Below are 12,691 nucleotides of genomic sequence, written 5' to 3'. Positions count from 1 at the left end.
GTTCCCTCTGTCCCATCTCCTTGCTTGAAAAGCCCCCTGCACGTCCTTAAACTTCAAGGTGGGGAAAAGTGGATCAAAGTGGTTTTTAGAGGGGCAATCTGCCTGCTCACTCACCTTCAGGGACTGCAATTTGTTGCGTGGCGCTCATGCCATCAGCCTGGACAGTAAAGGGCGGTTGGCAATTCCGACCAAATTCCGTGATTGGCTGCGCGACGAAAGCGACGGCCAGCTGGTCTGCACCATCGATATTGCCCATCCCTGTCTGCTGCTTTATCCCCTGAATGAATGGGAAGAGGTCGAGCGCAAGCTAAAGATGCTTTCCAGCATGAATCCCGCAGAGCGCCGTTTGCAGCGACTGCTGCTGGGACATGCAACCGAGTGCGAGCTGGATGGCAATGGCCGTCTGCTGCTCAGTCAGCCACTGCGCAACCATGCGGGGCTGGACAAGAAAATCATGCTGGTGGGCCAGCTCAACAAGTTTGAGTTGTGGGATGAAGCCCGCTGGCAGCAACAGGTCAATGACGACATCTTGGGTCTGCCCGGGGACGATTGGGCAAGCTCACCACGACTACAGGATTTCTCTTTATAAATGACCCAAGCCGCTGAACACATCACAGTGCTGCTGCACGAAGCCGTTGAAGGTCTGGCCATCAAGCCGGACGGTGTCTACGTCGACGGTACTTTTGGCCGTGGTGGTCATTCTCGTCTGATCCTGCAGCACCTTGGCCCCAATGGCCGCTTGATCGCCATCGACCGCGATCCCCAGGCGATTGCTGAAGCAGCCAAGATCCAGGATCCCCGTTTCGAAATCGTGCACGGCCCCTTCTCCGGCATCGCCTCCTATCTGGATGAGCGCGGTTTACTGGGCAAGGTGGATGGCTTCCTGCTGGATCTGGGGGTCTCTTCACCTCAGTTGGATGATGCCGAGCGGGGCTTCAGCTTTATGAAAGATGGTCCGCTCGATATGCGGATGGACCCCACCTCCGGCCAGAGCGCCGCCGAGTGGCTGGCCAAGGCCGATGTGGATGACATCGCCTGGGTGCTGAAGACCTTCGGTGAGGAGCGTTTTGCCAAGAAGATCGCCCGTGCCATCGTGCACGACCGCGTGACCGAACCTTATGTGCGTACCCGTCAACTGGCGGAGATGATTGCCCGGGTCAATCCGAGCAAGGAGAAGGGCAAGCATGCGGCAACCCGCAGCTTCCAGGCCATTCGCATCTATATCAACAGCGAGCTGGACGAGATCGAAACTGCGCTCAACGGTGCACTGGAAGTGCTGGCACCACATGGCCGTCTGTCAGTGATCAGCTTCCATTCACTGGAAGACCGGTTGGTAAAGCATTTCATCCGCAAGCACGAGAAGGGGCCGGAAGTGCCTTACGGCATTCCGTTGACCGAGGCCCAGCTGGCTGGCGGTCGCAAATTGAAGTCGGTCGGCAAGGCACTCAAGCCTTCTGATCATGAAGTATCTGAAAACAGCCGGTCACGCAGCTCGGTGCTGCGGGTTGCAGAACGGCTGGCGGAGTAAGCGATGAGCGAAGTGCGTGTTCATCTGGCCAAGGAGATCGTTGCCGATCTCTGGCGGCACAAGCTGCAGATTTTTCTGTCGGTCGCCGTGCTGGTGACCGCGTTTGCCGTGATCCTGGTGACCAACATGACCCGTGGTCTGACGGCCAAGCAGAACGATCTGATGGCGGAAGAGGATCGCCTCAATATCGAATGGCGCCACCTGCTGCTGGAGCAGGGCACCCTGGCTGAACACTCCCGGGTGGCGAGTCTGGCGATGGACAAGTTGCAGATGGGTCGTCCGCTGGTGACCACCGAGAAGGTAATTACCCAACCATGAAACGCAAGGCTACAGCCAAAGCTGCCAAAGCGAATGTCAAAGCGCCATCGATCTATCCGTGGCGCTTTCGCACGCTTGCGGTGTTTATCGGCATCGCGTTTGTGGGTCTGATCCTGCGTCTGGCCTGGATCCAGGTGATCAATCCGGATCGTCTGCGTCAGGAGGGTGACATGCGTTCCCTGCGTACCACCTCTACCCAGGCGGTGCGCGGCATGATCACCGATCGCAACGGCGAGCAGCTGGCGGTTTCTGTGCCGGTCGAGGCGGTCTGGGCCGATCCCAAGACGGTGCATGAATCCGGTGCCATCAATAATGAGCGAGCCTGGCTGGCGCTCTCCGCCGTGCTCAAGCTCGACATCAATACCCTCAAACACCGCATCGCCAACCCCAGCAAGCGCTTCGTCTATCTGCAGCGTCAGGTTACTCCTGCGGTGGCGGAATATATCAAGGGGCTCAAGCTGGGTGGCGTCTACCTGCGCCCCGAAGCACGCCGCTTCTACCCGACTGGCGAAATCAGCGCCCATCTGGTGGGGGTGACCAACATCGATGGCAGCGGTATTGAAGGGATCGAGCGCAGCTACAACGAGTGGCTGACGGCGACACCCGGCGAAATGCGGGTACGAAAGGATCGTCAGGGGCGCGTCATCGAGCGGCTTGGCATCGTCAAAGAGGGCAAGAACGCCAACGATCTGCAGCTCAGTATCGATCAGCGGGTGCAGGCTCTGGCCTACCGTGCCCTCAAGCGGGCAACCGACGAGAACAAGGCGACCTCCGGCTCCATGGTGATGCTGGATATCAAGACCGGTGAAGTACTCGCCATGGTCAACACCCCCTCCTATAACCCGAACAACCGCGGCCAGTATCAGAGTTTCCGGGTACGCAACCGGGTGGTGACTGATACCTACGAGCCGGGTTCGACCGTCAAGCCATTGATTTTGCTCAGTGCCTTGCAGGCAGGTGTCACCAGCTGGAAAGATTTCATTCCCGGTGGTCCGCTCTTTATCGGTGCCAAGCAGATCAAGGACGTCAGTATCCACAAGGCGACCAACCTCTACGATATCCTGCGTTACTCCTCCAACATCGGTATGTCGCGCATCGCGTTGCGGATGCCGGCGCAGGAGATGATCAATACCCTCAGCATGTTCGGTTTCGGCATGGATACCGGCAGCGGGCTGATGGGCGAGAGCAGCGGCATGTTGCCCCAGCGTCGTCGCTGGTCCGATATCGAGCGGGCAACCCTCTCGTTCGGTTATGGTCTGCGAGTCACCCCGCTGCAGCTGGCTTCCGCCTACGCCACCTTGGCCAACAAGGGCAAACGGGTGCCGCTCTCCATCGTCAAGGTGACTACGCCGCCCAAGGGTGAGCAAGTTATTGATCACAACAACGCCGCTGCCATGTTGCAGGCGCTGGAGTATGTGGTCGACAACGCCATTCCAAAAGCCAAGATCCCGGGCTATCGGGTTGGTGGCAAGAGTGGTACCGCCAAGGTCGCCGTCGCCGGTGGCTATGGCAAGGATTACATGGCCTGGTTTGCCGGTTTCGCACCCGCCAGTGATCCCCGTTTCGTCATGGTGGTGGTGATCAACGAGCCAAAAGGCAGCGCCTACTATGGCGGCGCCGTGGCGACCCCACCGTTTGCAGAGGCCATGGGCGGGGTGCTGCAGCTCTTCAATATTCGTCCCGATGCGGTGCCGCCAGCGGTGCCCACCAAACTTGCCCGTACGGAGGCTTCTCTTGTCCCGCGCACTTGATGCATTACTGCGCCCCTTCGGTATCCAGGCGCCGGCGCTCACCCTGACCGATATCCAGCTGGATAGTCGGCGGGTTGGCCCCGGCTCGCTCTTCGTGGCCATTCGTGGTCATCAGATGGATGGCAGACGGTTTATCGAACAGGCGGTGGCTCAGGGAGCGACCGCTGTTGTGTTTGAGGAGGATGGTGAATTTATCCCACCATCGACTCCGGTTCCCTGTATCGGGATGCGGGATCTGCCCGCTCACCTCTCAGCACTCGCAGGTACCTTCTACGATCAGCCTGCGAACAAGCTGCAACTGGTGGGGATCACCGGCACCAACGGCAAGAGCACTACGGCGCTGCTGGTCGCCAACTGGCGCACCCTGCTGGGTGGCAAGGCGGGTGTGATGGGCACCATCGGCAACGGCCTGTTTGGCAATTTGATCGAAGCGGAAAATACCACCGGCAGCGCCGTGCAGGTGCAAGCCAATCTGGCTGCGCTGCAAGAACAGGGCGCGGACCTGGTGGCGATGGAGGTCTCCAGCCACGGTCTGGTACAGCACCGCGTGGCAGCTTTGCCCTTTGCCGCCGCGGTTTTCACCAATCTGAGCCGGGATCACCTCGACTACCACGGCACCATGGAAGCCTATGGCGCGGCCAAAGAGCAGTTGCTGCAGCTGGTCGATGAGTCGAATGCGGTGATCAACCGCGATGACGAGCTGGGTGCCAAGTGGCTCGAAAAATACCCGACAGCGGTGGCCTTCAGTGTGGATGGCCCGATTGAACACCATTCTGGCCGTCAATTAACGGCGCAGCAGCTCGATTTTCACCAGCAAGGTTTTCGCGCGCAGATTAACTCCAGCTGGGGGAATGGTGTATATCCGCCCCCTTGCTCGGGCGCTTCAACGTCAGCAATGTGCTGGCCGCGATGGGTGTGATGCTGGTGCTCGGTTACGACTTCAACGAGCTGCTGGCGACAGCGCCTCAGTTGCAGCCGGTGACCGGTCGCATGGAGTGTTTCGGCGGTGGTGATACGCCGCTGGCGGTGGTCGATTACGCCCACACCCCGGATGCGCTGGAGAAGGCATTGCAGGCCCTGCGGGTGCACTGCAACGGCCAGCTCTGGTGCCTGATTGGTTGTGGTGGCGACCGCGATCGCGGCAAGCGCCCCATGATGGCTGCCATGGCCGAACAGTATGCGGATCGCGTGATCCTGACCGACGACAATCCCCGTACCGAGGAGCCGGCCCGGATCATGGCCGACATGGTGGCGGGTCTTCGCGATCCTGCTGCGGTGCAGGTGGAGCACGACCGGGTCAAGGCGATTGCGCTGGCCATCGGTCAGGCGAGCAAACAGGATATCATCCTGGTGGCCGGTAAGGGTCACGAGGATTATCAGATCATTGGAACCGACAAGCGGCACTACAGCGACCGGGAAACCGTCGCGGCCGCCTTGCATACATTATTGGAGTCATTCAAATGATGACCCTCAGGCTTGCCGAGCTGGCGCAGGTACTCGATGCCCGTCTGATTGGTAACGATGGCGAGATCAGCGTCGTCAGTACCGATACCCGCACTCTGGGCGCGGGTGCCCTGTTCGTTGCTCTGCGCGGCGAGCGCTTCGATGCCCACGATTTTTGCGAGCAGGCCGTTCAGGCAGGGGCCTCTGCCCTACTGGTTGAGCGTGAACTGCCGCTGGCCATCCCCCAGCTGGTGGTGACCGACAGTCTGAAAGGACTGGGCCGACTCGGCAAACTGGTGCGCGAGCGCATCAACCCGAAAGTGCTGGCCATTACCGGCAGCTGCGGCAAGACCACGGTGAAGGAGATGGCAACTGCCATCCTGCGCAACGAAGGGGAAGTGCTGGCTACCGCTGGCAACTTCAACAATGAGGTGGGCGTGCCGCTCACCCTGCTGCGCCTCGAACCGCAACACAAGTTTGCGGTGATGGAGCTGGGTGCCAACCATCCGGGCGAGATCGCCTGGACTACTTCACTGGCCAAACCCGATGCCGCCATCATCAACAACGTGGCGGCGGCCCATCTGGAGGGCTTCGGCTCGTTGGAAGGGGTATTCCACGCCAAGAGCGAAATCTTTGAGGGGCTGAGCGAGGGCGGCACGGCCATTGTCAACGCCGACAACGAATTCTGGCCGAAGTGGCGGGAACGCGGCATTCAGTGCGCCTTCTCCATCGACGATCAGAGCCAGCCGTTCCACGCGCGCAACCTTGTGCTCAACGAACAAGGCTGCGCCGAGTTCGTGATGGTGACCCCGCAGGGTGAGCTGAGCCTGACTCTGGCTATCCCGGGTCGCCACAACGTGGCCAATGCGTTGGCTGCCGCCGCGGGCTGTCTGGCCCTCGGCGCATCCCTCGCCTGTGTCAAGGCGGGGCTGGAGCATATGGCTCCGGTCAAGGGGCGCTTCTGCGTGCAGCGCTGGGGCGGTCTGACCCTGGTGGATGATACCTACAATGCCAGCGTGGAGTCCGTGCTGGCGGGCATCGATGCCCTGACCGCCATGGGCGGCTTCAAGGTGCTGGTGTTTGGTGATATGCGGGAACTGGGTGAGGAGTCTGCCGAGCAACACGCCCGGGTTGGCCGTCATGCCCGCGAGCGTGGTCTGGATGCCGTGCTGACAGTGGGGGAAGAGAGTCGCCACACCGCAGATGCCGCGGTTGGCCGACATTTCGATAACAAGGCGTCGTTGTTTGAAGTGCTTGCGCAAATGATAAATACACATCAGGAAATTTCGATTCTGGTCAAGGGGGCCCGTGGCTCCCGCATGGAAGATATCGTCGAGATGGTCAAAGGCCATCAGGAGTCAGCCACATGCTAGTCTGGCTGGCCGAACTGCTCACCCCGCACTTCACCTTCTTCAACGTCTTCTCCTACCTGACGTTTCGCGCCATCCTGTCGATCATCACCGGACTGGGGGTTGCCCTCTGGATGGGGCCACGCCTGATACGTCGCCTGCAGATCCTGAAGTTTGGTCAGGTGATCCGCAACGACGGTCCCGAGTCCCACCTCAGCAAGCGGGGCACCCCGACCATGGGGGGCCTGATGATCATTGCTGCGATTTTCACTTCAGTGTTGCTCTGGTGCCGCCTCGACAACCCCTATGTCTGGCTGGTGCTGTTTGCGCTGGGTGCCTACGGCGCCATCGGCTTTGCCGACGACTACCTCAAGGTGGTGCGCAAGAATACCGACGGCCTGATCGCTCGCTGGAAGTATTTCTGGCAATCCGCGGTAGCGCTGGCGGTGGCGGTGTTCCTCTATGCGACCGCAACCCATGAGGGGCAGACCCAGCTGGTGGTGCCTTTCCTCAAGGATGTGATGCCGCAGCTTGGCCTGATGTTTATCGTGCTGACCTACTTTGTCATCGTTGGCACCTCCAACGCGGTCAACCTGACCGACGGTCTCGACGGCTTGGCCATCATGCCGACCGTGATGGTGGCGGGGGGCTTTGCCCTGATCGCCTGGGCTACCGGTAACGTCAACTTTGCCAACTACCTGCACATTCCCTACGTGCCCTATACCTCCGAGCTGGTGATTGTCTGTACCGCCATCGTCGGGGCGGGTCTGGGTTTCCTCTGGTTCAACACCTATCCGGCCCAGGTCTTTATGGGCGACGTTGGCTCTCTGGCCCTCGGTGGCGCGCTCGGCACCATCGCAGTGCTGGTGCGTCAGGAGTTCCTGTTGGTGATCATGGGCGGCGTCTTCGTGATGGAGACCGTCTCGGTGATCCTGCAGGTGGGTTCATACAAGCTGCGCGGCGTGCGGATCTTCCGCATGGCGCCGATCCATCACCACTACGAGAAGAAGGGCTGGCCGGAGCCGCGCGTTATCGTGCGCTTCTGGATCATCACCCTCGTGCTGGTGCTGCTGGGTCTTGCCACCCTGAAGGTGAGGTAAGGCCATGGTCATCATCATCGGATTGGGCAAAACCGGACTTTCCTGCGTCGACTACTTCCTCGGCCGTGGCGTAACGCCACTGGTGATGGATACCCGTGCCAACCCGCCCGGCAAGGATCAACTGCCGCCTGAGGTGGCGCTCATTCACGGTCTCGACGAGGCGCAGCTCAAGCAGGCGCACATGATCGTCGCGAGCCCGGGTATCGCGCTGGCGACCCCCGAACTGAAAGCAGCTGCCGACTGTGGTGTGCAGATCGTCGGTGATATCGAGCTGTTTGTGCGCGAGACCCAGACCCCGGTCATCGCCATTACCGGCTCGAACGGCAAGAGCACTGTCACTACTCTGGTGGGTGAGATGATTGCCGAAGCAGGTCTCAATGTCGGCGTGGGTGGCAATATCGGCACGCCTGCGCTGGAGCTGCTCAAGCAGCCGATGGATCTCTGCGTGCTGGAGCTCTCCAGCTTCCAGCTGGAAACTACTCACAGTTTGCGTGCTGCCGCCTCCGTGGTGCTGAACCTCTCAGAAGATCACATGGATCGCTATCAGGGCATGGCCGACTATCGCGCCGCCAAGATGGAGATCCATCAGCACTCCAAACACATTCTGGTCAATCGCGACGATGCCCAGACCCTGCCCGATGTGGGTCAGGTGTGGCAGAGCTTTGGTCTCGACTGCAATGGTTATGGCCGTTGCCTGCTGGATGGCCGCTACTGGTTGACCCTGCACGGCGAACCGCTGCTGGCGGTGGACGAGATGAAGATCGTCGGTGCTCACAATCAGGCCAACGCGCTGGCCGCCATGGCGCTCTGCGATGCGGTCGGCATTCCTCGTGCGGCTCAGCTTACCGTGCTGCGTCGTTTCGAGGGCTTGCCCCATCGCGCCCGCTTCGTGCGCGAGGTAAACGGGGTGCGCTGGATCAACGACTCCAAGGCCACCAACGTGGGGGCGACTCTGGCTGCCGTTGCCGGTGTGCGCGAGTCGGTCAAGGGGCGCCTGCTGCTGCTGGCCGGTGGTCAGGGCAAGGGGCAGGATTTTGGCCCGATCCAGGCGCTGCTGGGTAACCAGATCGATCACATGTACTGCTTCGGTCAGGATGCCGAGGTGCTGCTGGCACTGGGCGAGCAGACCGAACGGGTGGCCGACCTGGCCGCTGCGGTTGCCAAAGCTGCGGCCGATGCCAAGCCCGGTGACTGGGTGCTGCTGGCGCCAGCCTGTGCCAGCCTCGATCAGTTCAAGTCGTTCGAGGTGCGCGGCGATCGTTTCACCGAGATGGTGCTGGCACTATGAACGCCCTTCGCGCAGCTGCAGGTCTGTTCCAGCGCTGGTTGTTACCGGCGCGTCCTGCCGGTCTCTACGATCGGCAGCTGGTACTGCTGGCGCTCTCCCTGATGGCGGTCGGGGTGGTCATCGTGGCCTCGGCGTCGATTCCCGAGGGGATTGCGCTGGGGGATGACCCCTTCATGTTTGTGAAGCGTCACGCCCTGTTTCTGGTGATGGCGCTCGGTATCTCCTGGTTTGTGTTGCAGGTGCCGATGGCGCGCTGGCAACAGCACAACGGCCCCATGCTGCTGCTGGCGATCTTGATGCTGGTGCTGGTGCTGCTGGTGGGCCGCAACGTCAACGGTGCGGTGCGCTGGTTGCCGCTCGGCCCCTTCAACCTGCAGCCTGCCGAGTTTGGCAAGCTGGCGCTGTTTGTCTATCTGGCCGGCTATCTGGTGCGGCGCCAGAGCGAAGTGCGTGAAGCCTGGATCGGCTTCTTGAAACCGCTGGCGGTGTTCGGGGTGCTGGCTGTCTTGCTGCTGTTGCAGCCTGACCTGGGTTCCACCGTGGTGATGTTCGTTACCTCGTTCGGCATGCTGTTTCTGGCCGGTGCCCGACTGGGGCAGTTTTTGACCCTGATCGGCGCGGGCCTCGGTTCGGTGGTGATGCTGATCATCGTCGAGCCCTACCGGATGCGGCGGGTGACCTCCTTTATGGATCCCTGGGCCGATCCGTTTGGCAGCGGCTACCAGTTGACCCAGTCGCTGATGGCGTTTGGCCGTGGCAGCTGGTTTGGCGAAGGGCTTGGCAACTCTATCCAGAAGATGGAGTACCTGCCGGAAGCGCACACCGACTTCGTGTTTGCGATCCTCGGTGAAGAGCTGGGTTACGTCGGGGTGCTGGGCGCCCTGTTCCTGATTTTTGCGCTGGCGGTCAAGGCGCTCAAGCTGGGGCATCGCGCGCTGGTGGCAGAGCGGCTCTATGACGGTTATCTGTCGATCGGCATCGGCATCTGGTTCAGCTTCCAGACCTTCGTCAACGTTGGCGCGGCCAGCGGCATGATGCCGACCAAGGGCTTGACCCTGCCGCTGGTGAGTTACGGTGGTTCCAGTCTCATCATCATGTCGGTGGCGGTGAGCATGTTGATTCGAATCGATTTTGAGTTGCGTCAGGCGACAGCCCAGGCGCGCGTGCGGGAGGTTTAGTGAGCAAGACTCTGTTGGTGATGGCAGGTGGTACCGGTGGGCATGTGTTCCCCGGTCTGGCCGTGGCCGATCGCCTGAAGGCCCAGGGCTGGACTGTCCACTGGCTCGGCACTGCCGACCGGATGGAGGCGGAGCTGGTGCCCGCCCACGGTTATCCCATCTCCTTCATCGATATTCAGGGGGTGCGTGGCAACGGCATCAAGCGATTGCTGGTGGCGCCCTATCGCATCGTCAAATCGATCCTGCAGGCGCGTCAGGTACTCAAGACCGTTCGTCCTGATGTGGTGCTCGGCATGGGCGGTTTTGCTTCCGGCCCGGGTGGCGTGGCGGCCTGGTTCTCCGGCATCCCGTTGCTGCTCCATGAGCAAAATGCTGCTGCAGGCATGACCAACAAGCTGCTGGCCCGTATCGCCAGGCGGGTGTTGATGGCATTTCCGGGCGCCTTCGCGCCGAGCCGTCGCACCGCCGTGGTCGGTAATCCGGTGCGTCCCGAAGTGGTCGCACTGCCGGATCCGCAATTGCGCAGCGGAGCCGAGCCGCTCCATCTGCTGATCGTGGGTGGCAGTCTGGGGGCGCGGGTGCTCAACGAGCAGGTACCTGCTGCGGTGGCGGCATCCGGCGTGCCCATTGAAGTGCGTCACCAGTGTGGCAAGGGCAATGCTGAGACCGTCTCTGCTGCCTATGCCCAGCACGGCATCAATGCCGAGGTGAGCGAATTTATCAAGGATATGGCCAGCGCCTACGCCTGGGCCGACCTGGTGGTCTGCCGTGCCGGTGCGCTGACTGTTTCCGAAGTGGCTGCCGCCGGTGTGGCTGCCATTTTCGTGCCGCTGCCCCATGCGGTGGATGATCACCAGACCCGTAACGCCCTGACCCTGGTCGACGGCGGAGCGGCCGAGTTTCTGCCCCAGTCCGAGCTGAATACCGAATCGCTGGCGGCGCGTCTGACCTGGTTGGCTGGTCGCAGGGAGACCCTGTTTAACATGGCGAAAGCGGCTCGCCGCGTCGCCATCACCGATGCGGCCGAGCGGGTTGCCGATGAGTGCAAACAGCTCGCAACCGGGCAGCGTGGTAAAGATTGATGAGCAAGGTTGCAGCGGTGACACCGTGCAGCCTTGTACCTGTATGTATTGATGCCGCCGTGCAGCCGTGCTTTGACGGCACATGGCCTGCGGCAGACTAAAGAGACGATTATGACCAAGGTTGAACTGGCAAAACTGCGTACTGTGATCCCCGAAATGCGCCGCGTGCGTCGCATCCACTTTATCGGCATCGGTGGTGCCGGTATGGGCGGGATCGCCGAAGTGCTTGCCAACGAAGGGTATCAGGTAACGGGTTCTGATCTGGCTCGCAACGCCGTGACCGAGCGGTTGGCCGGACTGGGCGCCCACATCTTCGTCGGCCACAGTGCCGAACACGTTGAGGGTGCCAGCGTGGTGGTGGTCTCTACCGCCATCAAGCAGGACAACCCGGAGCTGCTGGCTGCCCGCGAACTGCGGATCCCGGTGGTGCGCCGCGCCGAGATGCTGGCCGAGCTGATGCGTTTCCGTCACGGCATCGCCATTGCCGGTACCCACGGCAAGACCACCACCACCAGTTTGGTGGCGAGCATCTATGCCGAAGCCGACCGCGATCCGACCTTCGTTATCGGTGGCCTGCTCAACAGTGCCGGTACCAATGCCCGGCTGGGCAGCAGCCGCTACCTGATCGCCGAAGCGGACGAGAGCGACGCCTCTTTCCTGCATCTGCAGCCGATGGTCTCTATCGTGACCAACATCGAAGCGGATCACATGGACACCTACAGCGGTGATTTCTCCAAGCTGAAGGCCACCTTCATCGAGTTTCTGCACAATCTGCCCTTCTACGGACTGGCGGTGGTCTGCATCGATGATCCGGTGATCCGTGGCATGTTGCCCGAGATTGCCCGCCCGACCCTGACCTACGGTCTCTCTGACGATGCGGATGTGCAGGTGCTGGATTTTGTCCAGACCACCAACCACAGCTGCTTCCGTGTTCGCCGCAAAGAGGCGGGTGAGCTGCAGGTGACCCTCAATTTGCCGGGTATTCACAACGCATTGAACGCCGCAGCGGCGATAGCTGTCGCGACAGAGGACGGTGTTAGCGACGAGGCCATCATCTCTGCTCTGGCCAAATTTGAAGGGGTTGGTCGTCGCTTCCAGCAGTATGGCGAGTTTGAAACCGGTCGCGGCAAGGCGATGCTGGTGGACGATTATGGTCACCACCCGAGCGAAGTGAAGGTCACCATCAACGCCGCCCGTGCCGGTTGGCCCGAGAAGCGTCTGGTGATGGTGTTCCAGCCGCACCGTTATACCCGCACCCGCGACCTCTACGAGGACTTCGCCGATGTGCTCTCCAAGGTAGACGTGCTGGTGATGCTGGAGGTTTATGCTGCCGGTGAGGAGCCGATCCCGGGCGCTGATGGACGGGCACTGTGCCGCTCCATTCGCTCGCGCGGCAACCTGGAACCCATCTTCGTCGCTACACCGGATGATGTGCCAGCCGTGCTGGCCGACCTGATCGGCGAGGGGGATTTGGTGTTGACTCAAGGCGCCGGGAACGTCGGGGCACTGGCCCGTCGTCTCGGAGAGATGAAATTGAGCATAGATAGCATGAAATCTGGCGCCTGAGGGCCCAATGAGTATTTTGACCGCCAAGCCGGGGCCTATATAATGGCGAACCGGTCTGTCAAAGGCCGGTTTAGCGCGTTACACGGGG

10 protein-coding genes and 1 pseudogene are annotated in these 12,691 nt (G+C 61.1%); all 11 read left to right on the top strand.

All coding sequences use genetic code 11. The annotated features are described in order from the left end of the window. The first annotated feature begins 130 nt into the window (after positions 1–130). Entirely contained in the window at positions 131–589 is a 459-nt protein-coding gene (mraZ, locus tag ACTG2S_RS20255) for a division/cell wall cluster transcriptional repressor MraZ (protein WP_274160620.1), read from the top strand. Next, complete coding sequence (gene rsmH / locus ACTG2S_RS20250; protein WP_005336168.1) at positions 590–1,528, top strand: 16S rRNA (cytosine(1402)-N(4))-methyltransferase RsmH; 939 nt, start codon at positions 590–592, stop codon at positions 1,526–1,528. 3 nt (positions 1,529–1,531) lie between these two features. After that, positions 1,532–1,846: a cell division protein FtsL gene (ftsL, locus tag ACTG2S_RS20245; RefSeq protein WP_005336166.1), complete on the top strand. Its 315-nt coding sequence runs from the start codon at positions 1,532–1,534 to the stop codon at positions 1,844–1,846. Then, the gene (locus ACTG2S_RS20240) at positions 1,843–3,597 is read left to right on the top strand and encodes a peptidoglycan glycosyltransferase FtsI (protein WP_005336163.1); all 1,755 of its coding nucleotides are present in this window, start codon (positions 1,843–1,845) and stop codon (positions 3,595–3,597) included. Before ftsL ends, ACTG2S_RS20240 begins: the two co-directional genes overlap by 4 nt. Beyond that, positions 3,530–5,061, top strand: a pseudogene (gene murE, locus ACTG2S_RS20235) (UDP-N-acetylmuramoyl-L-alanyl-D-glutamate--2,6-diaminopimelate ligase). Before ACTG2S_RS20240 ends, murE begins: the two are co-directional and overlap by 68 nt. Next, a complete protein-coding gene (locus ACTG2S_RS20230; protein ID WP_274160618.1) occupies positions 5,058–6,413 on the top strand; it encodes a UDP-N-acetylmuramoyl-tripeptide--D-alanyl-D-alanine ligase in 1,356 nt (451 codons plus the stop codon). Before murE ends, ACTG2S_RS20230 begins: the two are co-directional and overlap by 4 nt. After that, positions 6,407–7,489 (top strand): phospho-N-acetylmuramoyl-pentapeptide-transferase, encoded by a 1,083-nt coding sequence (mraY, locus tag ACTG2S_RS20225; RefSeq protein WP_274160617.1) that lies wholly within the window; start codon positions 6,407–6,409, stop codon positions 7,487–7,489. The genes ACTG2S_RS20230 and mraY overlap by 7 nt, the downstream gene beginning before the upstream one ends. Before the next feature lie 4 nt (positions 7,490–7,493). Then, positions 7,494–8,777 (top strand): UDP-N-acetylmuramoyl-L-alanine--D-glutamate ligase, encoded by a 1,284-nt coding sequence (gene murD / locus ACTG2S_RS20220; RefSeq protein ID WP_274160616.1) that lies wholly within the window; start codon positions 7,494–7,496, stop codon positions 8,775–8,777. Next, positions 8,774–9,955, top strand: a complete 1,182-nt coding sequence (gene ftsW / locus ACTG2S_RS20215) for a cell division protein FtsW (protein WP_258721549.1) — start codon at positions 8,774–8,776, stop codon at positions 9,953–9,955. The genes murD and ftsW overlap by 4 nt, the downstream gene beginning before the upstream one ends. Beyond that, on the top strand, positions 9,955–11,037 hold the full coding sequence (gene murG / locus ACTG2S_RS20210; RefSeq protein WP_274160615.1) for an undecaprenyldiphospho-muramoylpentapeptide beta-N-acetylglucosaminyltransferase: 1,083 nt from the start codon (positions 9,955–9,957) through the stop codon (positions 11,035–11,037). Before ftsW ends, murG begins: the two co-directional genes overlap by 1 nt. A gap of 111 nt (positions 11,038–11,148) precedes the next feature. Beyond that, a complete protein-coding gene (gene murC / locus ACTG2S_RS20205; protein WP_274160614.1) occupies positions 11,149–12,603 on the top strand; it encodes a UDP-N-acetylmuramate--L-alanine ligase in 1,455 nt (484 codons plus the stop codon). The last annotated feature ends 88 nt before the right edge of the window (positions 12,604–12,691 follow it).

The sequence above is a fragment of the Aeromonas sp. 82P genome, assembly GCF_051919365.1.
Classification (GTDB): Bacteria; Pseudomonadota; Gammaproteobacteria; order Enterobacterales; family Aeromonadaceae; genus Aeromonas; species Aeromonas veronii.
The sequence above is the reverse complement of the archived record's forward strand: the minus strand, read 5'-3'. Positions and strand labels throughout refer to the sequence as shown.